The 25,126-nt window shown below is 63.8% G+C and carries 22 protein-coding genes; 21 read left to right on the forward strand and 1 reads right to left on the reverse strand.

The features are described 5' to 3' along the window. Positions 1-64 precede the first annotated feature (64 nt). On the forward strand, positions 65-340 hold the full coding sequence (locus NKI85_RS08520) for a type II toxin-antitoxin system ParD family antitoxin (RefSeq protein ID WP_352524260.1): 276 nt from the start codon (positions 65-67) through the stop codon (positions 338-340). Next, entirely contained in the window at positions 337-639 is a 303-nt protein-coding gene (locus NKI85_RS08525; RefSeq protein ID WP_352524261.1) for a type II toxin-antitoxin system RelE/ParE family toxin, read from the forward strand. The genes NKI85_RS08520 and NKI85_RS08525 overlap by 4 nt, the downstream gene beginning before the upstream one ends. Before the next feature lie 8 nt (positions 640-647). Here the strand turns inward: NKI85_RS08525 and NKI85_RS08530 are convergent, their stop codons facing one another. After that, a complete protein-coding gene (locus NKI85_RS08530; RefSeq protein WP_352776566.1) occupies positions 648-1,763 on the reverse strand; it encodes a cystathionine gamma-lyase in 1,116 nt (371 codons plus the stop codon). Positions 1,764-2,169: 406 nt separating this feature from the next. On the opposite strand from NKI85_RS08530, the gene mraZ reads away from it, so the two are divergent. The 19 genes from mraZ to recN all read left to right on the forward strand — a co-directional run bounded on the left by mraZ (position 2,170) and on the right by recN (position 25,082). Further along, positions 2,170-2,628: a division/cell wall cluster transcriptional repressor MraZ gene (gene mraZ, locus NKI85_RS08535; RefSeq protein WP_254818997.1), complete on the forward strand. Its 459-nt coding sequence runs from the start codon at positions 2,170-2,172 to the stop codon at positions 2,626-2,628. Continuing rightward, a complete protein-coding gene (gene rsmH, locus NKI85_RS08540; protein ID WP_352524264.1) occupies positions 2,625-3,656 on the forward strand; it encodes a 16S rRNA (cytosine(1402)-N(4))-methyltransferase RsmH in 1,032 nt (343 codons plus the stop codon). The genes mraZ and rsmH overlap by 4 nt, the downstream gene beginning before the upstream one ends. A gap of 4 nt (positions 3,657-3,660) precedes the next feature. Continuing rightward, a complete protein-coding gene (gene ftsL, locus NKI85_RS08545; RefSeq protein WP_352524265.1) occupies positions 3,661-4,038 on the forward strand; it encodes a cell division protein FtsL in 378 nt (125 codons plus the stop codon). Positions 4,039-4,052: 14 nt separating this feature from the next. Further along, the gene (locus tag NKI85_RS08550; RefSeq protein ID WP_352524267.1) at positions 4,053-5,780 is read left to right on the forward strand and encodes a peptidoglycan D,D-transpeptidase FtsI family protein; all 1,728 of its coding nucleotides are present in this window, start codon (positions 4,053-4,055) and stop codon (positions 5,778-5,780) included. A gap of 54 nt (positions 5,781-5,834) precedes the next feature. After that, the gene (locus NKI85_RS08555; RefSeq protein WP_352524269.1) at positions 5,835-7,289 is read left to right on the forward strand and encodes a UDP-N-acetylmuramoyl-L-alanyl-D-glutamate--2,6-diaminopimelate ligase; all 1,455 of its coding nucleotides are present in this window, start codon (positions 5,835-5,837) and stop codon (positions 7,287-7,289) included. Then, the gene (locus NKI85_RS08560) at positions 7,286-8,719 is read left to right on the forward strand and encodes a UDP-N-acetylmuramoylalanyl-D-glutamyl-2,6-diaminopimelate--D-alanyl-D-alanine ligase (RefSeq protein ID WP_352524271.1); all 1,434 of its coding nucleotides are present in this window, start codon (positions 7,286-7,288) and stop codon (positions 8,717-8,719) included. The genes NKI85_RS08555 and NKI85_RS08560 overlap by 4 nt, the downstream gene beginning before the upstream one ends. Before the next feature lie 24 nt (positions 8,720-8,743). After that, on the forward strand, positions 8,744-9,826 hold the full coding sequence (gene mraY / locus NKI85_RS08565) for a phospho-N-acetylmuramoyl-pentapeptide-transferase (protein WP_352524273.1): 1,083 nt from the start codon (positions 8,744-8,746) through the stop codon (positions 9,824-9,826). 8 nt (positions 9,827-9,834) lie between these two features. Then, positions 9,835-11,235, forward strand: a complete 1,401-nt coding sequence (murD, locus tag NKI85_RS08570) for a UDP-N-acetylmuramoyl-L-alanine--D-glutamate ligase (RefSeq protein ID WP_352524274.1) — start codon at positions 9,835-9,837, stop codon at positions 11,233-11,235. Then, positions 11,235-12,386: a putative lipid II flippase FtsW gene (gene ftsW, locus NKI85_RS08575; protein WP_023676765.1), complete on the forward strand. Its 1,152-nt coding sequence runs from the start codon at positions 11,235-11,237 to the stop codon at positions 12,384-12,386. The genes murD and ftsW overlap by 1 nt, the downstream gene beginning before the upstream one ends. 1 nt (position 12,387) lies before the next feature. Beyond that, positions 12,388-13,515, forward strand: a complete 1,128-nt coding sequence (murG, locus tag NKI85_RS08580; RefSeq protein ID WP_352776567.1) for an undecaprenyldiphospho-muramoylpentapeptide beta-N-acetylglucosaminyltransferase — start codon at positions 12,388-12,390, stop codon at positions 13,513-13,515. Next, positions 13,512-14,918, forward strand: coding sequence for a UDP-N-acetylmuramate--L-alanine ligase (gene murC, locus NKI85_RS08585; RefSeq protein ID WP_352524277.1), 1,407 nt, complete (start codon positions 13,512-13,514; stop codon positions 14,916-14,918). Before murG ends, murC begins: the two co-directional genes overlap by 4 nt. Then, complete coding sequence (gene murB / locus NKI85_RS08590; RefSeq protein ID WP_352776568.1) at positions 14,915-15,880, forward strand: UDP-N-acetylmuramate dehydrogenase; 966 nt, start codon at positions 14,915-14,917, stop codon at positions 15,878-15,880. The genes murC and murB overlap by 4 nt, the downstream gene beginning before the upstream one ends. A 315-nt stretch (positions 15,881-16,195) precedes the next feature. After that, a complete protein-coding gene (locus NKI85_RS08595) occupies positions 16,196-17,122 on the forward strand; it encodes a D-alanine--D-alanine ligase (RefSeq protein WP_352776569.1) in 927 nt (308 codons plus the stop codon). Beyond that, a complete protein-coding gene (locus NKI85_RS08600) occupies positions 17,110-18,051 on the forward strand; it encodes a cell division protein FtsQ/DivIB (RefSeq protein ID WP_352776570.1) in 942 nt (313 codons plus the stop codon). The genes NKI85_RS08595 and NKI85_RS08600 overlap by 13 nt, the downstream gene beginning before the upstream one ends. After that, complete coding sequence (ftsA, locus tag NKI85_RS08605) at positions 18,048-19,355, forward strand: cell division protein FtsA (RefSeq protein ID WP_352524283.1); 1,308 nt, start codon at positions 18,048-18,050, stop codon at positions 19,353-19,355. The genes NKI85_RS08600 and ftsA overlap by 4 nt, the downstream gene beginning before the upstream one ends. A 67-nt stretch (positions 19,356-19,422) precedes the next feature. Next, the gene (ftsZ, locus tag NKI85_RS08610; protein WP_352524284.1) at positions 19,423-21,093 is read left to right on the forward strand and encodes a cell division protein FtsZ; all 1,671 of its coding nucleotides are present in this window, start codon (positions 19,423-19,425) and stop codon (positions 21,091-21,093) included. Between the two features lie 280 nt (positions 21,094-21,373). Beyond that, entirely contained in the window at positions 21,374-22,321 is a 948-nt protein-coding gene (gene lpxC, locus NKI85_RS08615; protein WP_352776571.1) for a UDP-3-O-acyl-N-acetylglucosamine deacetylase, read from the forward strand. Between the two features lie 204 nt (positions 22,322-22,525). After that, positions 22,526-23,395: an outer membrane protein assembly factor BamD gene (locus NKI85_RS08620; protein ID WP_352524287.1), complete on the forward strand. Its 870-nt coding sequence runs from the start codon at positions 22,526-22,528 to the stop codon at positions 23,393-23,395. 13 nt (positions 23,396-23,408) lie between these two features. Continuing rightward, a complete protein-coding gene (recN, locus tag NKI85_RS08625) occupies positions 23,409-25,082 on the forward strand; it encodes a DNA repair protein RecN (protein ID WP_352776572.1) in 1,674 nt (557 codons plus the stop codon). Positions 25,083-25,126 lie beyond the last annotated feature (44 nt).

Genomic DNA, 25,126 nt, shown 5'->3' on the forward strand with positions numbered 1-25,126 from the left:
GACAGTCCTTGAAAATGGTGCGATTAAATCGTACCATTTGGATGGCGGTATTCAGGAGCGCGTCATGGGCCAGGTCGATAAACGCAGCATCACGCTGTCGCCGGAACTGGCGGCGGCGGTCGACGACGTGGTCGCCGCCGGCGAATATGCCTCGGCGAGCGAGGTGATCCGCGACGCGCTGAGGCAATGGAAGGACCGGCGCGACCTGCTCGGCTACACGGTCGAGGAATTGCGCAAGCTGGTGCAGGAGGGGATCGACAGCGGGCCGGGACGGTTTGCGTCGATTAACGAAATCAAGGCCGAAGCGCGGAGACGATTGAAACCCAACAGCGCGGCATGAATTTGCTGCCCATCATCCGAACCGCAAATGCGGAAGAGGATTTGATCGCGATCTGGATTCATGTTGCGCAAGACAACGAGGCTGCAGCCGATCGATTGCTCGATCGGATCGAAGCCCGCTGGCAGCAAGTGGCCACTTATCCCTTCTCAGGTGCGCCGCGCGAAGACATCGCGACTGGAATCCGTCATCTGATCGTCGGCGAATACCTCACCCTGTACCGCGTCAGTGAAGAGGCGATCGAAATCGTTCGCGTGCTGCACGGCCGGCGCAAGATCGAGGCCGGCGATCTGAGTTCGTGATTGCCGATTCAGCTAGCGACTGCGTCTAGCGACGTCTCGATCGCCTGCCAAAGCTCTTCCACAGGTTCGCAGCCGACCGACAGGCGAACGAAGCCGGGCGGAACGGCGTCTCCTCTTTTTGCGCGCCGTTCGGCCGAAGTGTGCACGCCGCCGAACGAAGTCGCTGCCTGCATCAAGGCGCAGTTGTTGATGAAATCCTCGGCTTTGTCCTCCGAGGCAAGCGCGAACGAGATGAGAAAACCGAAACGCTCCATCTGTGCGCGGGCAAGATTGTGCGACGGGTCGCTTTCCAGTCCCGGAAAGCGCAAGCCGTTGACCGCGCGATGGTTTTTCAGCCGTCGCGCTATCATCTCGGCGGAAGCGCACATGCGGTCGAAACGCACGTCCAGCGTTTCGAGGCCGCGATGGACCAGCCATGTCTCGAACGGCCCGGGGATGGCGCCCGACGTCTCGCGCCAGTCGGTCACCCTCGAGATAATATCCGCGTTGCGGCTGGCGACATGGCCGAACAGCACATCGGAATGACCGTTAGGCGCCTTGGTGTCGGCAGCAATGACGATATCGGCACCGAGATCGAGCGGTCGTTGCCCGAAAGGCGTCATCGTCGTGTTGTCGACCACAAGCACCGCACCCGCTTTGTGCACGGCTTCGGCGACGGCTGCGATGTCGCATATATCCAGTCCTGGATTGGCGGGCGTTTCGACGAAGGCAAGCTGATACCCGTCAAAGCCGCCGTCGAGGAAGCTCGATGTCGGCCGGACATCGTAGGCGACGCCAAAGGATTTCAGGAAGCGGTCTGCCAGCGCTCTCGTCGTATGATAACCGTCGGACGGCAGCAGGATACGGTCGCCGGCTTTGAGCAGGCCGAAAAACACCGCCGAGATTGCAGCCATTCCCGAGGGAAAGGCGACGCATGGGGCGTCCTCCAGATGCGCCAGCATGTGCTCGACCGCATCCCAGGTCGGATTGCTGAAGCGGCCATATTGATCGAAGCCAGTGGCATCGCCGGGCGCGTGGAAAATGGCGGCCATGGTCAGGGGCAAGGGGATTGGGTCGCCCTTGGCAAGCCTGCCGCGACGCAGATGGGGAAGTGCCGCGGCGCGTGACTTGGCTGTTTCGGACATGATTTCAAACCTCGTTACTGACCGGAAATGGAGATGCCGAAGCTATGCGCGGCAGCGAGCCGCAGCAAGCCGCCTCCGGTTGGACCACACGGGTCTAAACTCTTCGTTAGGCTTAATAGAGGATAAAGACCTGAGTGCCGTCAAAGCTGCTCTCCCCAGTCGTGGCAGGCGCGTTTTGAAGACTGTTCCCGTTGACGCCCATAACACCCCATGATATCCCATTCCGATACTCAAGCCTTCGTTCCGTGTCAGGGTGAAGCGTACGCCAATCGGGCAGCCGCGGCGGCTGCGCGTTTGCCTGCGTTCGCCCGTCATAACGAAGTGCGTTTTGGGCAGCGACCGGGCCGCGGCGGCGCGGACGGGAAGATGCAGAGGGGTGCGGCGGCGCAAGCGGCCGTAACGCGTAATGGACCGGTTTCTGTCGAACGCGGTGAACAGGATCGATGCGAAGGGGCGGGTGTCCGTGCCGGCGCATTTCCGTGCCGTTGTGCAGAAACGCGGCTATTCGGAACTTTATGCGCTACGCTGCCTGGATCGCCCGGCGATGGATGTTGGTGGGCTCGACCTGCTCGATCGCTACGAGCAGCGCATCGCGCAGGAAGACCCGTTCCTGCAGACGGCGGACGACATGTCGTTCTTCTGCCATGGCGATGGAACGTTTCTGAAGCTCGACCAGGACGGCCGTATCACGATGAGCGATTTCATTCGCGAGCATACCGGCATTTCAGCGGAAGTGGCCTTCGTTGGCCGCGGCAATTTCTTTCAGATCTGGGAGCCGGGACGGCTCAGTGCCTATGGGACGGAAGCACGCGCCCGGCTTTTGCAGCTTCGGCAGGGGACGAAGCCTGGGGAGCGGCCGGAATGATGGCGGGCGACGGCGATGAAGTTCATGCTGTTGGCGGACCAGCCCGTCATATTCCGGTCCTCCTTGCCGAAGTGCTGGAGGCTTTGTCGCCGACAGAAGGCGAGGTGATCGTCGACGGCACGTTCGGTGCCGGCGGCTACACGAAGGCCATTCTGGCAAGCGGAGCCTCGGTCGTCGCCATCGACCGCGATCCGGATGCGATCGCAGCGGGGCGGGCCCTTGAACAGCAGTCGGGCGGCAGGCTCAGGCTTGTCCAGGCACCGTTCTCGACGCTTGACGAGCAGGTTGAAAGTGCCGATGGCGTCGTGCTCGACATCGGCATCTCCTCCATGCAGATCGACCAGCCGGAGCGCGGCTTTTCATTCCGCGCCGATGGACCGCTCGACATGCGCATGGCGCAGGCGGGCCTGAGCGCCGCCGACGTCGTCAACACCTTCAAGGTGGGCGATCTTGCCCGCATCTTCGGTTTTCTCGGCGAGGAACGCCATGCTGGGCGCATCGCCCGTATGATCGAGAGCCGTCGCGAAAAACGCCCCTTCGAGCGCACGCTCGACCTTGCCGATGCCATCGAGACGCATATCGGCCGCGCGCCGAAAGACAAGATCCATCCGGCCACCCGCGTTTTCCAGGCGTTGCGCATCTTCGTCAATGACGAGCTCGGCGAACTGGCCAAGGCGCTGTTTGCCGCCGAGCGCGCGCTGAAACCGGGTGGGCGGCTTGCGGTGGTGACGTTCCATTCCTTGGAGGACCGCATCGTCAAGCGCTTCATCGCCGACCGTGCGGATTCAGCGACCGGATCGCGGCATCTGCCCGAGGCGCAGGCGCGCACCGCCACCTTCACGAAGAAGGGAAGCGGCGTGACGCCTGGCGATGCCGAGATATCGGCCAATCCGCGGGCGCGCTCGGCAAGGCTGCGCGCTGCGATCCGTACAGAGGCGCCGGTGCGCCCTGGCGATTTTTCGATTTTCGGCCTGCCAAAACTGCCTGGCCCAAAGCTTCCCGGTGTCGATCGACCGGGAGAGAGGTGAGCACGTGTTTCGTACCAGCGACATAGTCCTGATCGCCGTCATGGTCTCGGCGGCTGCCCTGACCTACAAGACCAAGCGCGAGGCCGAGGAGCAACTAGCGGCAGTGCACAAGATCCAGGCGCAGATCCGCTATGAAGAGGACACGATCGACCTGCTCAAGGCGGACTGGAGCCTGCTTACCCAGCCGTCGCGCCTGCAGAAGCTGACCGAGCTCTACAAGTCGCAACTCGGACTCGAGCCAGTCAATGCGCGGCAGATCGTCGGGCTGGACGATCTGCCGGCGAAACCCGTCAACATCGAGGACCTTTCATCCCAGCGGCTGGGCGGCATGGCCGATATCGGCGGCAAGGATCCCGTGGTGACTGGAGGCATCGTCCAATGATCACCGGATTTCCAATGGCCGCCAGATTTCCAAAGATTGGGAGGCTGCTGAAGCGCGGTTCGAAGCCCGGCGCGGGCGGATCGATCGTGGTCGAAGGTGCCCGCAAGGCGACCGGTGGCAAGGGCAGAACCCGCATCGTCATGACGATGGCGGTGTTCTTCGGCATCTATTCGACCATTGCCGGGCGGCTGGTCTATCTGGGTTTCCAGAATCCCGACCTGTCGGGCGGCCCGCAGAGCCGGGTGACGGCATCGCGACCCGATATCGTCGATCGTAACGGCGAAGTGCTGGCGACCGACATCAAGACGGCGTCGCTGTTTGCCGAACCGCGCCGCATCGTCGACGCCGACGAAGCGATCGAAAAACTGTCGACGGTGCTTCCCGAGATCGACTACGAGCAGACATACAACAAGTTGAAGAGCGGCGCCGGCTTCGTCTGGCTGCAGCGCCAACTGACACCGAAGCAGCAGGCCGACATCATGCAACTCGGCATCCCCGGCTTCGGCTTCCGCACCGAAAAGCGCCGGTTCTATCCGGCCGGCGAAACCTCGTCCTACATTGTCGGCCTCACCAACATCGATAATCAGGGCATCTCCGGCATGGAGAAATACATCGACGAACAGGGCTTGAGCGACCTTCAGGCGTCGGGCCTGGCGGTAGCCAAGGATCTGAAGCCGGTGCAACTCTCGATCGACCTGCGCGTCCAGCATATCGTACGCGACGAGGTCGCCACGGGCATGGAGAAATACCACGCGATCGCGGCGGGCGCCGTCGTTCTCAATGTCAAGACCGGCGAGGTGCTGGCGATGGCCTCGGTTCCGGATTTCGATCCGAACAACCCCTATAACGCGCAGGACAAGGACCGGCTCAACCGTATGTCGGCCGGCCTCTACGAAATGGGGTCGACCTTCAAGAGCTTCACCACCGCCATGGCGCTCGATTCCGGCAAGATAACGCTGCAAAGCCGTTTCGACGCATCGCGCCCGATCAGGATCGGCCATCAGACCATCCATGATTTCCATGGCAAGGGCCGGGTACTGTCGGTGCCGGAAGTGTTCATCTACTCATCCAACATCGGCTCTGCCAAGGAAGCCGAAGCGGTTGGCATCGACGGACACCGCGAATTCCTGCATCGCCTGGGAATCCTCGAGAAGATGCAGACCGAACTGCCAGAAGTCGCCCGGCCGACCGAGCCCAAGGTCTGGAAGCAGGTCAATTCGATCACCATCGCCTTCGGCCACGGTGTGTCGACGACGCCGCTGCAGACGGCGGTCGGCTGCGCCGCGCTGATGAATGGCGGCTATCTGATGGACCCGACTTTCCTGCCGCGCACGCAGGAGCAGGCGATGGCGGTGGCCAAGAAAGTGGTCAGCGACAAGACCGTCGAGGGCATGCGCTACCTCTATGCACTCAATGCCGAAAAGGGATCCGGCCGCAATGCACGGGTGCCAGGATACCGGGTGGGCGGCAAGACGGGAACGGCGGAGAAGGTCGTCAACGGCCGTTACTCCAAGGAAAAGAATTTCAACGCCTTCGTTGCGGCTTTCCCGATGGACGATCCGCAATACATAGTGCTGACGATCGCCGACGAACCGAAGCCGGAAAAGCCCGGTATGGGCGCGACGGCCGCCTCGAATGCGGGCATCATGGCTGCAAACATCATCCGACGTGCGGCTTCCATGCTTGGCGTGAAGCCAGATTTCAGCCATGAAAATGGTGCAACGCTGGTTTCCTATCAGTGATTCTTGGGGCGCGCCGGCAACTGCGCGCTATTTTGTTGCGATGAACGGGGTTCGATGAAGCTGAAAGATCTAGCCGGTATCCTGCCTGTCGAGGGGACAGCTTCCTTCGACATGGAGGTTACAGGGATTTCGTCGGATTCCCGCCAGGTAACACCGGGTGTCGTCTTTTTCGCGCTCACCGGCTCCAAGGCGGATGGCGCAGCCTATGCCGCCGATGCCGCGAGCCGCGGCGCTGCAGCGATCGTGGTCGGCAAGGGCAGTGTGGTCGCCGGGCTGCCAGTGCCGGTTCTCTCGGTCGACGATCCGCGCCTTGCGCTGGCGCTGAGTGCTGCCCGTTATTTCGGCAAGCAACCGCAAACCATGGTCGCGGTGACCGGCACCAGCGGCAAGACCTCTGTCGCCGCATTCACCCGGCAAATATGGGAGCAGGCGGGCTTCGCCGCCGCCTCGATCGGCACGACCGGCGTGGTGGCGCCGGGCCGCAACGAATACGGCTCGCTGACCACGCCCGATCCGGTGGCGCTGCACAGGCTGCTCGAGGAATTGGCGGAGGCCGGCGTCACCCACGCCTCGATGGAAGCGTCCAGCCATGGCCTCGACCAGCGCCGGCTCGACGGCGTCAAGCTTGCGGCCGGCGGCTTCACCAATCTCGGCCGCGACCACATGGACTACCATCCGACGGTCGAGGACTATCATCGCGCCAAATTGCGTCTGTTCGACGCGCTGCTGCCGAAGGGCGCGCCGGCCGTGATCTTTGCCGACGACCCGTGGTCGGAGCCGACGATCCAGGCGGCGCGGGTAGCGGGACTGAACGTGCTGACAGTCGGCCGCCGCGGCGATTTCCTGCGGCTGAAGCGGGTCGAGCACGAGCGCCACCGCCAACGCGCCGAGGTGGAAGCGGACGGCGTCCTCCACGAAATCGACTTGCCGCTGGCCGGCGATTTCCAGATTGCCAATGCGTTGGTGTCGGCAGGCCTCGCCATTTCGACCGGAACATCCGTCGGCAAAGCGTTGATGGCATTGGAGAAATTGAAGGGCGCGCCGGGACGGCTCGACCTCGTTGGGACGGCCGCCAATGGCGCACCGGTCTATGTCGACTACGCGCACAAGCCGGACGCGCTGGAAAACGTGCTGGCTTCGGTGCGCCCCTTTACCACTGGCCGCGTCATCGTCGTGTTCGGCTGCGGCGGCGACCGTGATCGGGGCAAGCGGCCGATCATGGGCGAGATCGCCACAAGGCTGGCCGATGTCGTCATCGTCACCGACGACAATCCCCGCTCGGAAGTCCCCGAGACGATCCGCACCGCAATCCTCACGGCCGCGCCGGGCGCGATCGAGATCGGCGACCGGCGCAAGGCCATTCACGAGGCGGTCGCCATGCTGCATGCCGGCGACACGCTGATCGTGGCCGGCAAGGGCCATGAGGAAGGCCAGACCATCGGCACCGAGACGCTGCATTTTTCCGATCACGAGGAAGTTCGCTCGGCGCTCAGGGAGCATGCGGCGTGAACTATCTGTGGACCTCCGAGGCGCTGGTTGCGGCCATAGATGGCCGGCCGCTCGGTCCGATGCCTGAAGGCATCGCCGGCATTTCCATCGACAGCCGCAGCCTGCAGCCAGGAGACGCCTTCTTCGCCATCAAGGGCGAGGCGATGGACGGCCACGATTTCGTCACCGCCGCCATTAAGGCGGGCGCCGGCGTGCTTGTCGTCGCCGAGGGCAAGCTGCCGTCGCTGGGGCGGCTGACGGCACCGATGATCGTCGTGGAGGACGTGCTTGTCGCGCTGGAAAAGCTCGGTGTCGCGGCGCGCGCTCGCTCAAAGGCCAGGGTCATTGCCGTGACCGGCTCGGCGGGCAAGACCACCACCAAGGAAGCGCTGCGCCACGCTCTGTCCGCGGTCGGCACTGTGCATGCATCGGCCCAGTCGTTCAACAACCATTGGGGCGTGCCGCTGACGCTGGCGCGCATGCCGCAGGATTGCGACTATGCCGTCTTCGAGATCGGCATGAACCATCCGGACGAGATCCGGCCGCTGGTCAAGATGGTCCGGCCGCATGTCGCCATCGTCACGCTGATCGCGGCCGCTCATCTCGGCTTCTTCCGCAATCTGGACGAGATCGCCAAGGCCAAGGCGGAGGTTTTCGAAGGGCTGGAGCCCGGTGGCGCCGCCCTTCTCAACCGCGACGACCCGCGTTGGAAGCTGCTGGAGAAGATGGCGAAAGAGGCCGGCGTCGAGCATGTTTACGGGTTCGGCGAGAATGCCCGGGCGACCTTCAAACTGATCAAATGCGAGCTCAATGCCGATCACTCCGTCATCACCGCCAAGATTGGCGGGCACGAGATCGTCGCCAGGATCGGCGCGCCGGGCCGCCACATGGTGCAGAATGTGCTGGCGGTGCTGGGTGCAGCGCATCTGGTCGGCGCCGACGTCACCAGGGTTGCTCAGGCGCTGGCCGATCTTTCGCCCGAACGCGGACGCGGCAAGCGCTATGTGTTGCGCCATCCCAAGGGCCCGATCACGCTGATCGACGAGAGCTACAACGCCAATCCGGCCTCGATGAGCGCTGCAATGGCACTGCTCAACACGACACCGGTGTCGGGCGAGGGCAGGCGAATTGCCGTGCTTGGCGATATGCTCGAGCTCGGCAGCCATTCGGCGAAATTGCATGCCGCCCTTGCCGACCTGATCGTCGGCACCGACACGCGCACGGTCTTTCTCGGCGGCCCGGAAATGCGGGCGCTGGCCGACGTGCTGCCCGGCGAGATCAAGACGGAGTACCGCGCCGGCGCGGAAGATCTGAAGCCGGTGCTTCTATCGGAATTGAAGCCCGGCGACGTGGTCATGATCAAATCGTCGAAAGGCATAGGCTTTTCAAAGCTGGTCGAGGCATTGCTCGGCAAGTTTCCGGCGGAAGCCACAACCAGCAGACAGACCTAGGATCGGTCCGGGGGACGCAAGCGCATGTTAACACTGCTCGTCGATTTTGCGGACAAGATCTCGGTCTTCAACGTCTTCCGCTACATAACTTTCCGCACCGGCGGAGCGCTGATCACAGCGGCACTGATCGTGTTCATCTTCGGACCGACCATCATCAATTCGCTGAGGCTGCGGCAAGGCAAGGGCCAGCCGATCCGCGCCGACGGGCCGCAGACGCATTTCAAGAAGGCTGGAACGCCGACCATGGGCGGGCTGATGATCCTGTCCGGCATCGTCGGCTCGTCGCTGCTGTGGGCGAACCTGTCCAGCATATACGTGTGGGTGGTGCTGCTGGTGACGCTGGGGTTCGGCTCGATCGGCTTTTATGACGACTACCTAAAGGTTACGAAACAATCGCATCTCGGCTTTTCCGGAAAAGCGCGGCTGGGGCTCGAATTCGTCATTGCCGGCATCGCCGCCTGGGTGATCATGCATAACGGCCAGGCGCCGTTCTCGTCATCGCTGACGTTTCCTTTCGCCAAGGAGCTTCTCGTCAATCTCGGCTGGTTCTTCATCCCGTTCTCGTGCTTCGTCATCGTCGGCGCCGGCAATGCGGTGAACCTGACCGACGGCCTCGATGGACTGGCGATCGTGCCGATCATGATCGCGGCGGCGTCCTTCGGCGTCATTGCCTATCTTTCCGGCAACGCGGTATTCGCTGAATATCTGCAGATCCATTTCGTACCCGGCACCGGTGAGCTTGCGGTGGTCCTCGGCGCGGTGATCGGCGCCGGGCTCGGCTTCCTGTGGTTCAATGCGCCGCCGGCGGCAATCTTCATGGGCGACACCGGCTCGCTGGCGCTGGGTGGGCTGATCGGCACGGTCGCGGTGGCGACCAAGCACGAGATTGTGTTGGTCATCGTCGGCGGCCTGTTCGTCGTCGAGATATTCTCGGTCATCATCCAGGTCGGCTACTTCAAAATGACCGGCAAGCGCGTCTTCCTGATGGCGCCGATCCACCATCATTTCGAAAAGCTCGGCTGGACCGAAAGCCAGGTGGTGATCCGCTTCTGGATCATCGCCGTCATCCTGGCGCTGGTCGGCCTGTCGACCCTGAAGCTCAGATAGGAGGCCGCTTGATCCCCGCCGCATGCTTTTCAGGCAAGCGCGTTTCGCTCTTCGGGCTCGGCGGCTCGGGGATTGCCACGGCGCGCGCGCTGATCGAGGGCGGCGCTGACGTCCTTGCCTGGGACGACAATCCCGACAGCGTCGCCAAGGCCGGCGCGATCGGTATTGCGACCGCAGACCTGCGCGGCGCCAACTGGGCGAGGTTCTCAGCCTTCGTATTGTCGCCCGGCGTGCCGCTGACGCACCCGAAGCCGCACTGGACGGTGGAGCTGGCGCGAGGTTCAGGCGTGGAGATCATCGGCGATGTCGAGCTTTTCTGCCGCGAGCGGACGGCGCGGGCGCCGGCAGCACCTTTTATTGCGATCACCGGCACCAACGGCAAGTCGACGACCACGGCACTGACGGCGCACATCCTCAAATCGGCCGGGCGCGACACGCAGATGGGCGGCAATATCGGCCGCGCGGTGATGACGCTTGATCCGCCGCAGCCCGAGCGGCACTATGTGGTTGAGTGCTCGTCCTACCAGATCGATCTTGCCCCCTCGATCAATCCGACGGCCGGCGTCCTGCTCAATCTGACGCCGGACCATCTCGACCGCCACGGCACGATGCAACACTACGCCTCGATCAAGGAGCGGCTGGTGGCCGGCAGCGAGACGGCAATCATCGGCGTCGACGATTCCTGGTGCGCCCAGATCGCCGACCGGCTGGAGCGGGCGGGCCGGCAGGTCATTCGCATTTCCAAGCGCCTGCCGCTGACCGACGGCTATTTCGCCGACGGCACCAATCTGATGGAGGCGGTGCATGGCCGCTACAGCCGTATCGCCTTTCTCGAAGGCATCGGTTCGCTGCGCGGCCAGCACAATGCGCAGAATGCGCTGGCCGCCGTCGCCGCCTGCCTCAAGGTCGGGCTCGATCTCGGCGAGATCCAGTCGGGACTAGAGAGCTTTCCCGGATTGGCGCACCGCATGGAGCAGGTCGGACGCAAGGGCCATGTGCTGTTCGTCAACGATTCCAAGGCGACCAATGCCGACGCGGCGGCACCGGCGCTGTCGAGCTTTGCGCGTATCTACTGGATCGCCGGCGGCCTGCCGAAAGAGGGCGGCATCGAGCCTTTGCGCGGCTTCTTCCCGCGCGTCGCCAAGGCCTATCTGATCGGCGAAGCCGCACCGGCCTTTTCCGCGACGCTGGGCGAGGCGGTGCCCTACGAGATCTCAGGCACGCTGGCCGCTGCGGTCGAGCACGCCGCCCGCGATGCAGCGAAGGATGACAGCGGCGAGGCGGTGGTGCTGCTGTCGCCGGCCTGCGCCAGTTTCGACCAGTTCAAGAATTTCGAAGTGCGCGGCGAGGCGTTCAGGCAAGCCGCAACCGCCATTGATGGCGTGAAGCCCATCGGAGGGACACGATAATGCAAAGCCGTCTCGACAAAAGCCCGGTTGCGACCTGGTGGTGGACGATCGATCGCTGGTTCCTGGCGGCGTTCCTGTCGCTGATGGGGCTCGGCATCGTTTTGTCCTTCGCCGCAAGCCCGGCGGTGGCCGAACGCATCGGCCTCGACAGTTTCCACTTCGCCACACGACAGATCATCTTCACCATTCCCGCGCTTGGGGTGATGCTGGCCGTCTCGTTTCTTGAATCCAGGCAGATCAGGCGCATGGCGCTGGTCATGCTGTGCATCATGCTGTTTTTGATGGTGGCGGTGCTCTATATTGGCGTCGAGGTGAAGGGCGCGCGGCGCTGGGTGTCGCTTGCCGGCCTGTCGATCCAGCCGTCCGAGTTCCTGAAACCGGCCTTCGTCATCATCTGCGCCTGGCTGTTCGCCGAGCACAAGCGCCAGCCCGACATTCCGGGCAATCTGTTCGCTATGTTGCTGCTTGCGCTGGTCATCTCGCTGCTGGTGGCGCAGCCTGACCTCGGCCAGACCATGCTGGTGCTCGGCACCTGGGGGGTGATGTTCTTCATGGCCGGGTTGCCGTGGCTGTGGATCGTCGCGCTGGGTGCTGCCGGGGTCGGCGGCGTGTTCGCCGCCTATGCGGTGTTCCCGCACGTTGCCGGCCGCATCGACCGCTTTATGACCGGCGAGGGCGACACGTTCCAGGTCGACATGGGCCGCGAGGCGCTGATCAATGGCGGCTGGTTCGGCGTCGGGCCGGGCGAGGGCACCGTCAAGCGGGTCATACCCGACAGCCATGCCGACTTCGTCTTCTCGGTCGCCGGCGAGGAATTCGGGCTGATCATGTGTTTCTTCATCATGTCCATCTTCGGCTTCATCGTGCTGCGCGGCCTCAACACGGCGCTTAAGGAGCAGGACGATTTCACGCGCTACGCGGTTGGCGGCCTGGTCACGGTCTTCGGCCTGCAGTCAGTCATCAACATGGCCGTCAATCTGCAGCTGATGCCCGCCAAGGGCATGACGCTGCCGTTCATCTCCTACGGCGGCTCCTCGCAGATCGCGATCGCCATCTCGATGGGCATGGTGCTGGCGCTGACGCGCAAGCGCCCGGAAAAGCGCAAGCAGCTGGGCTTCATGCCGTCGCCGCGTGCGATGCCGGCGGAGTGAGATGGCGAAGGGGGTCATCCTTCTGGCGGCTGGCGGCACGGGCGGACATCTGTTCCCGGCCGAGGCGTTGGCGCACGAACTGACCAGGCGCGGCTGGACGGTGCATCTGGCGACGGACGACCGCGCCGAGCGCTTTGCCGGGCAGTTCCCGGCAGCCGCCATCCATCCGATCCAGTCGGCGACGATGGGGTCGAAAAATCCTTTTGCCGTGCTCGCCGCGTTTTGGAAAATCTGGCGCGGGGTGCGGCAGGCATCGGCCGTCATCGCCAGCATCAAGCCCGCCATCGTGGTCGGCTTCGGCGGCTATCCGACACTGCCGCCGCTCTATGCCGCCACCCGGCGCAAGGTGCCGACGCTGATCCACGAGCAGAACGCGGTGATGGGCCGCGCCAACCGGGCGCTCGCCGACCGCGTCGACGCCATTGCCGGTGGGTTCCTGCCGGAAGACACAAGTGCCGCTGGCGCCAAGACGGTGACCACCGGCAATCCGGTCAGGCCGCAAGTACTGGAAGCAGCCAAGACGCCTTACGCCGCATCGGGCGGCGAAGAGCCGTTCCGGTTTCTGGTGTTTGGCGGCAGCCAAGGCGCGCAGTTCTTTTCCGACGCGGTGCCGGCGGCGATCGCTCAACTCTCAGATACACAGCGCAGGCGTCTGGCGATCACGCAGCAGGCGCGCGCCGACGATGTGGCGCGGGTGAAAGCCGCCTATGCCGCGCTTGGCATTGAGGCCGAGGTGTCGCCCTTCTTCACCGACATGGCGGCGCGGCTGGCGACGGCGCATCTGGTGATGTCGCGCTCCGGCGCATCGACCGTATCGGAAATCGCGGTGATCGGCCGGCCGGCGTTGCTGGTGCCTTATCCGCACGCGCTCGACCACGACCAGGCGGCGAATGCGGCGGCCCTTGCGGCAGCGGGCGGTGCCGAGGTGCATCCGCAATCCACGCTTTCGGCGGAACGGATCGCCGCGCTTGTCGGCGGGCTGATGGATGATCCAGGCAGGGCGGCGACAATGGCCGCGGCGGCGAAATCGTCCGGAAAACCGGATGCCGCGCGGTTGCTCGCCGATCTGACAGAGGCTATTGCGTCCAGGAAAACCGTTTCGGGATTCAGGAAGGAGACGCACGCATGAAGATGCCACAGACGATCGGCCTCGTGCATTTCATCGGCATTGGCGGCATCGGCATGAGCGGCATCGCCGAGGTGCTGCACAATCTCGGCTACAAGGTGCAAGGGTCCGACCAGGCCGACAGCGCCAATGTGCAGCGGCTGCGCGACAAGGGCATCGAATGCTTCGTCGGCCACCAGGCCGAAAACCTCCGCGAGGCCGAGGTGGTCGTCGTCTCCACCGCAATCAAGAAATCCAATCCGGAACTGAAGGCGGCGCGTGAGAAGTTGCTGCCGATCGTGCGGCGGGCCGAGATGCTGGCCGAGCTGATGCGTTTCCGGCAAGCGGTGGCGATCGGCGGCACGCATGGCAAGACGACGACGACTTCGATGGTGGCGACGCTACTCGAAGCCGGCGGGCTCGACCCGACGGTGATCAATGGCGGCATCATCAATGCCTATGGCACCAATGCCCGCATGGGCGACGGCGAATGGATGGTGGTCGAGGCCGACGAGAGCGACGGCACCTTCCTCAGGCTGCCGGCCGAGATTGCCGTCGTCACCAATATCGACCCCGAGCATCTCGATCATTACGGGTCCTTCGACAAAGTGCGCGAGGCGTTTCGCCAGTTCGTCGAGAACGTGCCGTTCTACGGCTTCGGCGTGATGTGCACCGACCATCCCGAGGTGCAGGCGCTGGTCGGCCGCATCGAGGACCGGCGCGTCATCACCTATGGCGAAAATGCGCAGGCCGACGTGCGCTTCACCAATCACCGCATGGACGGCCCCACCTCGGAATTCGACGTGGTGATCCGCGACCGCAAGACGCACGGTCAGATAACGATTGCCGGCCTGCGGCTGCCGATGCCCGGACGCCACAACGTTTCCAATGCGACGGCGGCGATTGCCGTCGCGCATGAGCTCGGCCTTTCGGCCGAGGCGATCAAGAAGGGCCTGTCGTCCTTCGCCGGCGTCAAGCGGCGCTTCACCCATACCGGTTCGTGGAACGGCGTCGATGTGTTCGACGATTACGGCCATCATCCGGTCGAGATCACGGCGGTACTGAAGGCCGCGCGCAGCGCTACCAAGGGCCGCATCATCGCCGTTACCCAACCGCACCGCTTCACCCGGCTGCGCGATCTGTTCGACGAGTTTTCCGTCTGCTTCAACGACGCCGATACGGTAATGGTGGCGCCCGTCTATGCGGCCGGCGAGGAACCGATCGAGGGGGTAACGTCCGACGCACTGGTGTCGCGCATCCGCGCCGGCGGCCATCGCGACGCACGCTACATCGAAGGTCCGGCGGCGATTGCGCCGATCGTGCGCGAGGTGGCGAAGCCGGGCGATTTCGTCGTCTTCCTCGGCGCCGGCAACATCACCCAATGGGCCTATGCGCTGCCCAAGGAACTCGGCGGGACCATCTCATGATGCGCGGCCAGGCGTTGATCGAGAAGCTTGGCGACCGGCTTGCCGCTCTGCGCGGCCGCATCACGCCCAATGCCGAGATGGACAAGATCACCTGGTTCCGAGCCGGCGGGCTCGCGGACGCATTGTTCCAGCCGGCCGACGAGGACGATCTTGCCGCGTTCCTGAAGGCGGTGCCCGAGGAAATACCGCTGACCATCGTCGGCGTCGGCTCGAACCTGCTTGTCCGTGACGGCGGCATTCCGGGCTTCGTCATCCGGCTTTCGGCCAAAGGCTTTGGCGAGACCGAAGTGATTGCGCCGACCACGATCAAGACGGGCGCCGCGACGCCCGACAAGCGCGTTGCGGCCGTTGCCTACGAGGCCGGCATCGGCGGCTTTCATTTCTACCACGGCATTCCCGGCGCCATAGGCGGAGCGCTGAGGATGAACGCCGGCGCCAATGGCGTCGAGACGCGCGAGCGTGTCGTCGAGGTGCGGGCGCTCGACCGCAAGGGTAATGTGCATACGCTGAGCAATGCCGACATGGGCTATGCCTATCGCCATTCAGCGGCGCCGTCCGGGCTGATTTTCACATCGGCGCTGTTCGAAGGCGTTCCCGAGGACAAGGCGGCGATCAAGGCTGCGATGGATGCTGTCCAGAACCATCGCGAGACCGTACAGCCGATCCGCGAAAAGACCGGCGGCTCGACCTTCAAGAATCCCGAGGGCACCTCGGCCTGGAAGGAAATCGACAAGGCCGGCTGCCGCGGCCTGATGGTCGGCGGGGCGCAGATGTCGCCGATGCATTGCAACTTCATGATCAACACCGGAACCGCCACAGGCTACGAGCTTGAATATCTCGGTGAGACGGTGCGTGCGCGCGTGCTCGAAAGATCGGGCATCCGGCTGCAGTGGGAGATCAAGCGCATCGGCAATTTTCGGCCGGGCCATGCCGTTCAGGAATTTCTCGGGCAGCTGCTTTAGCGCAACTCGAAGACCGTTGCCTTTCGGACCTCATGAATTCACATTTTGCTGCCGTTTTTGCGGAAAGTGAATCCATCGGAATCGTAAGCACTTGCCAGCGAATCAACTCTCTGATTCTCTGCCCTGAAGCGTTTCCTGATTTGAGTCGTTTCGACGCGTTACTCGCGTTTCCGTCTGGGGGGCAACCTGCCGGGAGACTCGGACTCAATGTTGCGGAAACACGGGAGCAAAGCTGCTCGGCGTATTTGAGTGCGCGCGATGCTTTTCGGGTCATGCACGATGGTGCAGGCCTGCTGTGAGAGGGAATGACGGGGAATGACAAGCAAGCACGTGGCCGTCCTTCTGGGTGGATTCTCGTCCGAGCGGCCCGTGTCCCTGTCGTCGGGCAAAGCCTGCGCCGATACGCTCGAGGGGGAGGGCTACCAGGTCACCCGCGTCGACGTCTCGCGCGACATCGGCTCGGTGCTCACCGAGCTCAAGCCTGCCGTCGTCTTCAATGCGCTGCACGGCCCCTTCGGTGAGGATGGCACCATCCAGGGCATCCTTGAATACCTCGCCATTCCCTATACCCATTCCGGTGTGCTTGCCTCGGCGCTCGCGATGAACAAGGAGCAGGCCAAGAAGGTCGCCAAGGCGGCCGGTATTCCGGTGGCGGAATCGAAGGTGGCCAATCGCTTCGCCATCCAGAACAAGCACCCGATGAAGCCGCCCTATGTGGTCAAGCCGGTCAACGAAGGATCGAGCTTCGGCGTCGTCATCGTGCACGAAGGCCAGTCGCATCCGCCGCAGATCATTGGCTCGTCCGAGTGGAGATATGGCGATACGGTCATGGTCGAGCGTTATGTGCACGGGCGGGAATTGACCTGCGCGGTGATGGGCGATGTGGCGCTCGGTGTCTGCGAGATCATCCCGACCGGCCATTCCTTCTACGACTATGATTCAAAATACGTCGCGGGCGGATCAAAACACGAATGCCCGGCAAAACTTTCATCGAATATTTACCAAAAAATACAGACACTGGCACTCAAGGCTCACCAAGCTATCGGCTGTCGGGGCGTTTCCCGGTCGGACTTCCGTTATGACGATCGTCACTCCGAGAACGGCGAAATTGTCTGGCTCGAGGTCAACACCCAGCCGGGTATGACGCCGACGTCTTTGGTGCCGGAAATCGCCGCGCAAGCGGGACACTCGTTCGGCGATTTGTTGAGTTGGATGGTGGAGGACGCTTCGTGTCTGCGTTGAAGTGGGGACAGGGCAAGGGGAAGGGCGCGGCCGGGCCGACGCTGTTCGGCAGGCCGTTGTCGTTCGACCATTTCGTGCTGCCGCGCCTGCTTCGCCGGCCGGTGCGGGTGCTGGCGCGCCTCGGCGAGGGCGATTTCGAAGCGCCGCCCTATTCCGCTGTCATCCTGTCGGCGGCGTTGCTCATATCGGCTAGCGCCTATGGCGCCTATCTCGGCGGACATGCCGACGCCATCGTCCAGAGTGTCACCGCCCGCACCGGCTTTGCCGTCGACCAGGTCAAGGTCGTCGGCAACCGCGAAACCTCCGAGATCGATATCCTTGACAGGCTGGAGCTCGACGGCTGGACCTCGCTGATCGGCTTCGATGCCGAAGCTGCGCGCGAACGCATCACCACGCTGCCCTGGGTCGAGGCCGCGGCAGTGCGCAAAGTCTACCCGCATACGCTGGAAGTGCGCGTCGAGGAGCGCGAGCCGTTCGCGCTGTGGCAGCAAGGCAGCGCGCTTTCGGTCATCGAGAAATCCGGCACCGTCATTGCGCCGTTCTCCGGCGGCAAGCAGATATTGCTGCCGCTGATCATCGGCACCGGCGCACCGGCCAAGGCGCCGGATTTCCTTGCCAAGATCAAGAATTATCCGGAGCTTGCCGCGCGGATCAAAGGCTATATCCGCATCGGCGAACGGCGCTGGGACCTCAAGCTTGAGAATGGCATCACGGTCAAGCTTCCCGAAGACGGCGAGGACCAGGCAATTGCCGACCTGGTCAGGATGGACCACGAGAACGGGCTTTTGACGCGCGACATCGCCGCCGTCGACATGCGCCTTTCCGATCGTCTGGTCGTCCAGTTGACGCCGGAAGCGGCGACACAGCGCCAGGCCGCGCTCAACGAAAAGCCCAAGATGCTGAAGCGCAAGCCGGAGACGAAGATATGAACTGGCTTGGCGGCAACAGCGATGCCTCGGCGCGCCGGTCCGGCATACTGACGGTGCTGGATGTCGGCTCCAGCAAGGTCTGCTGCGTGGTGGCCAAGCTCAAGCCGCGCGACGATGGCAAGCTGCTGCGCGGACGCTCGCATCGCATTCAGGTGATCGGCATCGGCCACCAGAAATCGCAAGGCGTGAAATCGGGCGTCGTCATCGATCTCGACCGCGCCGAGCACGCCATCCGTCTTGCCGTCGACGCCGCCGAACGCATGGCGGGACTGACGGTCGATTCGCTGATCGTCAACATGACTGCCGGCCGGCTGAAGAGCGAGGCCTTCTCGGCCACCATCAATCTCGGCGGCCATGAGGCCGACGAGGCCGATATCAAGCGTGTGCTTGCCGCCGGCGCCAAGCAGGCGCTGCGGGCCGAGCGCGAGGTCATCCATTCGCTTCCCGTCGCGTTTTCGCTGGATGCCGAGCGCGGCGTGCGCGATCCGCGCGGCATGGTCGGCGACCAGCTTGGCGTCGACATGCATGTGCTGACGGGCGACGCGGCGCCGTTGCGCAATCTGGAGCTCTGCATCAACCGTTCGCATCTGTCGGTCGAGCGCATGGTGGCGACGCCCTATGCCAGCGGGCTTGCCGCGCTGGTCGATGACGAGCTCGAAATGGGCGCGGCCTGTATCGACATGGGCGGCGGCACCACGACGATCTCGGTGTTTTCCGAGGGCAAGTTCGTCCATGGCGACGCCATCGCGATCGGCGGCAACCACGTCACGCTGGACATGGCCAAGGGCCTGTCGACCTCGCTCGATGCCGCCGAAAGGCTGAAGGTGATGCATGGCTCGGCGCTGCCCGGCAGTGCCGACGACCGCGACCTGGTCTCGATCCATCCGATCGGCGAGGACGGCGAGGTGCCGTTGCAGATCCCACGTTCGGTGATGACACGCATCATCCGCGCCCGCATCGACGAGACGCTGGAACTGCTGCGCGACCGGCTGAACAAATCCGGCTACGGCAATGCCGTCGGCAAGCGTGTGGTGCTGACCGGCGGCGCCAGCCAGCTTGCAGGCCTGCCTGAAGCGGCGCGCCGCATTCTTGGCCGCAATGTGCGTATCGGCCGCCCGCTCGGCGTGGCAGGCCTGCCGGAGGCGGCCAAGGGGCCGGCCTTTTCGACGCCGGTCGGACTTCTGATCTACCCGCAGATGGCGAGCTTCGAGAGCCGTCCGGCGAAGGGAATTTCCGGTCTCCGGATGACCGGAACAGGCGGAAAACTGCATCGAATGAGTCAGTGGTTGAGAGACAGTTTTTAATTTGACGGGGACAGCCCCATAGGCGGCCGCGGCGGCGAAGCGGCGGGAAAGGCAAAGGACGAAGACAATGACCATCAATCTGCAAAAGCCGGACATCACCGAGCTCAAGCCGCGCATCACCGTGTTCGGTGTCGGCGGCGGCGGCGGCAATGCCGTCAACAACATGATCACCGCCGGCTTGCGCGGCGTCGAGTTCGTGGTGGCCAACACCGACGCGCAGGCACTGACAATGTCGAAGGCCGAGCGGCTGATCCAGCTCGGTGCGCATGTCACCGAGGGTCTCGGCGCCGGATCGCAGCCTGAAGTCGGGCGCGCGGCTGCGGAAGAGTGCATCGACGAGATCATCGATCATCTCTCCAACACGCATATGTGCTTCGTCACTGCCGGCATGGGCGGCGGCACCGGCACCGGGGCGGCTCCCGTCGTTGCACGCGCTGCTCGCGAAAAAGGCATCCTCACCGTCGGCGTCGTCACCAAGCCGTTCCATTTCGAAGGCCAGCGCCGTATGAAGACGGCCGACTTGGGTATCGAGGAACTGCAGAAATGCGTCGATACCCTGATCGTCATTCCCAACCAGAACCTGTTCCGGCTGGCCAATGACAAGACCACCTTCGCCGATGCCTTCGCCATGGCCGACCAGGTGCTCTATTCGGGCGTTGCCTGCATCACCGACCTGATGGTCAAGGAAGGCCTGATCAATCTCGACTTCGCCGACGTCCGCTCGGTCATGCGCGAAATGGGCAAGGCGATGATGGGAACCGGCGAGGCTTCGGGCGAGGGCCGCGCAATGGCCGCGGCGGAAGCCGCCATCGCCAATCCGCTGCTCGACGAGACCTCGATGAAGGGCGCCAAGGGCCTGCTGATCTCGATCACCGGCGGCCGCGACCTGACCCTGTTCGAAGTCGACGAGGCCGCAACGCGCATTCGCGAAGAGGTCGACCAGGACGCTAACATCATTCTGGGCGCCACCTTCGACGAGGAACTCGAAGGCGTTATCCGCGTGTCGGTTGTCGCCACCGGCATCGACAAATCGGCGGCCGAAATCGCTGCCGCGCCGATCTCCATCCGCACGGCTCCGCCGAAGCCGGTCAGCCGCCCGGCGGCTCAGGTCACGGAAATGCGCCCGGCGCCTGTCCAGCAACCGATCTATGAATCACGTGCTGCCGATCCGGTCGCCGAGGCCATTCAGCTCGCCGAGGCGAATGCGGCAGCGATGGCGCAGGCCCGCCCGGTACCGGTCGCCCATGCGGAAGACTTCCGTCCGCAGAGCAAGATCTTCCAGGCGCCTCCGGCTCAGCAGCAGCCGATAGCGCAGCCCATGGTTCAGCAAGCGATGCAGCCCGCTCCGCAGCGTGAAATGCCGCAGCCGATTGCCGCAGCACCCCAGCGCATGCCGCGGGTCGAGGACTTCCCGCCGCAGGTGAAGGCCGAAGTGGAAGCCAAGGCCCGTCCGGCCGACCACGAAAACAGCGGTCCGATGGGGCTGCTCAAGCGCCTGACCAACGGCCTGACCCGCCGCGAGGAGGAGCCTGCACGGCTGCAGCCGGCGCAGCCGCGCGAACCGAAACTGCGCCAGGCGCCGGCCGAAGTGCGCCGCCTGGCCAGCCAGGATCCGCAACTTTACGCGCCGCGCCGCGGCCAGCTGGACGAGCAGGGCCGCCTGACGCCGCAGAGCCGGGCTGTCCAGGAAGACGATCAGTTGGAGATTCCCGCCTTTCTGCGCCGACAGGCCAATTGATCTGTTAACGGTTCGTAACAGTTGTTAACAGGCGAGCAGGAGACTGTTCGCCTGTTAACATTAAAAGTGCTTTTAAAACAAGGACTTACGAGGCGCTCCCGCGCTGGATAGCGGTTACAGAGAGTAAGAAACCGTGATTTGGAGTCTCCCTGCGGGACTATTATCTTCGCCACCGACCAAAGTCGGTTTGCTGGGAGTCTCGGGGAAGTGGCCCTGCCTGCCGATTAATCAAGAGCCGCGCCCTCAGGGCAGATGAAGCGGACCTAGGCAGTTATGGGCTATGGGGATTGTTTTGCACGACTATCAGACGACACTTAAATCGCGTGCGACGCTGACCGGCATTGGCGTCCACAGCGGCAACCCGGTCACCGTCCATTTCCTGCCGGCAGATGCCGATACGGGTGTCGTCTTCCAGCTTTCGAATGCAAGCGGAAGCCACGAATTTCGCGCGCTGGTTTCCGAGGTCGGCGCTACCGACCTCTGCACCATGCTTGGCGATCTGCAAGGCGAGCACATTGCCACGGTCGAGCATCTGATGGCGACGCTTTTCGGGCTTGGAATCGACAATCTGGTCATCGAAATCGACGGCCGTGAGGTGCCTATCCTCGACGGCAGCGCGGTGATGTTCGTCGAGGCCGTGGACCAAGCGGGCATCGAAACGCTGCCGGTCAAGCGTCGCTACATAAGGGTGGTCAAGCCGGTTCGCATCGAGAACGGCGCCTGCTGGGCGGAGTTCAGGCCTTATGACGGCACGCGCTTCGAGATCGAGATCGATTTCGAGAGCCCGGCGATCGGCCGCCAGCTTTTTGCATCCGACATGAATGCCGACATTTTCCGCCGCGACGTCGCGCGTGCCCGCACCTTCGGGTTCATGAAGGACGTCGAGCGGTTATGGGCGGCCGGCTACGCGCTCGGCTCCTCGCTGGAGAACTCCCTGGTGATCGGCGACGACAACCGCGTGATCAACATGGGAGGCCTACGCTATCCCAACGAGTTCGCGCGCCATAAGACGATGGACGCGATGGGCGACCTGGCGCTCGCCGGCGCCCGGTTCATCGGCTGTTTCCGCTCCTATCGTGGCGGCCACAGGCTGAACGCCGCGGCGTTGCGCCGCCTCTTGTCCGACCGCTCGGCCTTCGAGATCGTCGAGACGACGCGCCGTGAGCGCGGCCGTACGGCGGAGATGAGCGCCGTCAACGCGCCCCTCTATGCGCCCTGGATGATCTGATTCTTAACGTTTTTGCGGCTCTTCTTGCGATCAGCTGTGTTGCATGGATGCATCACTGGTTGGCCAAATCGCACAGCTTTCGGGGTGGCGGCAAACCGCCACAAAAATGTGCGATTGGCCGGGGATAGCGTTGCCGGGCAAGGCGGTTATGGTTTATGGCTGCTGCCGTCGACTGAAATGACGCCGAAAGGGCGGAATCCAATCATGTTTTTCAAGCGAGTTGATCAATCGAAGGCGCCGCGGCGGGCTGTTTTCCTGGCACTTTCGGTGGTCGTTCCATCGCTGTTTCTGTCGGCTTGCATGTCTTCGGAGAAAGACGTCGATCTGTCGACCTATGTCGATCAGACCGAGCCGGCGGACGTTCTATACAACCAGGGGCTCGCCAATCTGAATGCCGGGCGCCTGCAGGAGGCAAGCCGCAAATTCGATGCCGTCGACCGCCAGCATCCGTATTCGGAATTCGCCCGCAAATCGATGGTGATGGGTGCCTTTGCCGACTATCGTCAGGGCAATTACGACGAGGCGATCGGTTCGGCCAAGCGCTACCTGACCCTTTACCCATCGACCGACGATGCAGCCTATGCCCAATATATTATCGGGCTGAGCTACTACCGCCAGATCAAGGACGTCACCCAGGACCAGAAGGAAGCGCGTCTTACCGTGCAGACGATGCAGGACCTGGTGACGCGCTGGCCCACTTCCGAATATGCCGACGACGCCAAGGAAAAGATCCGCTTCGCCAACGATCAGCTCGCCGGCAAGGAGATGCAGATCGGCCGCTACTATCTCGAGCGCCGCGAATACATCGCCGCCGTCAAGAGGTTCCGCAACGTGGTGGAGAACTATTCCAACACACGCCATGTCGAGGAGGCGCTGGCGCGTCTTACCGAGAGCTACTATGCGATGGGGCTGACGTCGGAAGCGCAGACCGCTGCCGCCGTGCTCGGCACCAACTATCCGGACAGCCAGTGGTACAAGGATTCCTACAAGCTCCTGCAAAGTGGTGGGCTCGAGCCGCGCGAGAATGCCGGATCGTGGATCTCCAAGGCCGGGAAGCTGATCACCGGCGCCTGAGCGGCGCGTCACCATGCTCTCCAGGCTGTCGATCCGCGATATCGTTCTGATCGAGAAGCTGGATATCGACTTCTCGTCCGGCCTTTCGGTGCTGACCGGCGAAACCGGCGCCGGAAAGTCCATCCTGCTCGACGCTTTGTCGCTGGCGCTTGGCGCCCGCGGCGACGCCTCGCTGGTGCGGCATGGCGCGGCACAAGGCCAGGTCATCGCTGTGTTCGACGTGCCGCGCAACCACCCCGCCCGCATGCTGCTTGCCGAGAACGCCATCGAGGACGACGGCGACATCATCCTGCGCCGCGTCCAGACGGCGGACGGCCGCACGCGCGTTTTCGTCAACGATCAGCCGTCCAGCGTGACGCTGATGCGCGACGTCGGCCATGCGCTAGTCGAGATCCATGGCCAGCACGACGAGCGCGCTTTAGTCGATCCCGGCGCGCATCGCGAGTTGCTCGACAGTTTCGGCGGCCACCTCGGCGCTGCTCGGGCAACCGGCGAGGCGTGGCGGCATTGGCGCGCCTGCGAGCAGGAATTTTCACGGCACCGGGCCAAAGTCGAGGCGGCGGCGCGCGAGGCCGATTATCTGCGCGCAGCGGTCGCCGAATTGACCAGGCTCGATCCGCAACCGGGCGAGGAGACCGAGCTTGCCGAATTGCGCGCCTCGATGATGCGGGCCGAAAAGATCGCATCGGAAATCCACGATGCGCAGGATGTGCTTTCGGGCCCGTCATCGCCGCTGCCGCAACTGGCCAGCCTGCTCAGGCGGCTGCAGCGCAAGGTGACGGAAGCGCCCGGCCTGCTTGAAGAGGTCGTCAAATCGCTTGACGAGGCGATGCTGTCGCTCGACGCGGCGCAGTCGGGCGTCGAAGCCGCGCTACGCGCCACCGAATATGATCCGCAGCGGCTGGAGAAAGCCGAGGAGCGGCTGTTTTCGCTGCGTGCCGCCTCGCGCAAGCACAGCGTCGCCGTCGACGATCTGGCGCAATTGCGTGACACCATGGCTGCCGACCTTGCCGATCTCGACGCCGGCGAGGAGCGCCGGCACGCGCTGGAGAAACAGGCCGCAGCGGCGCGCCAGGCCTATGACATTACGGCGGCCCAGCTGTCGTCGCTTCGCCATGCGGCGGCCGTCGGGCTGACCAAGGCGGTGATGGCCGAACTGCCGGCGCTGAAGCTCGAACGGGCCGAGTTCATCGTCGAGATCGCAAGCGATGCCGAGAGCCGCATGGAAGAAGGCATCGACCAGGTCGAGTTCTGGGTGCGCACCAATCCCGGCACCAGGCCCGGCCCGATGATGAAAGTCGCTTCCGGCGGCGAGCTTTCGCGCTTCCTGCTGGCGCTCAAGGTCGCGCTGGCTGATCGCGGGTCGGCGCCGACTTTGGTCTTCGACGAAATCGACACCGGCGTCGGCGGCGCGGTTGCCGATGCCATCGGCCAGCGGCTGGCGCGGCTGGCAAAACGCGTGCAGGTGCTTTCGGTCACGCATGCGCCGCAAGTGGCGGCGCGCGCGGCGACGCATTTCCTGATCTCCAAATCAGGCGGTGCCGACCGGGTCTCGACCGGCATCGCCGAGATGGACCGGGCGGCACGGCAGGAGGAGATCGCACGCATGCTCGCCGGCGCCACCATCACCGATGAAGCACGCGCGGCGGCCGAGCGGCTGCTGCGGGAGAACACCGCGGCAGCCTAGACGAGTCGTCTCCGGCGCTCGTGACCCGAGTCAGGGTATGGCTC

Source organism: Mesorhizobium sp. M0571 (assembly GCF_040320985.1).
GTDB lineage: Bacteria > Pseudomonadota > Alphaproteobacteria > Rhizobiales > Rhizobiaceae > Mesorhizobium.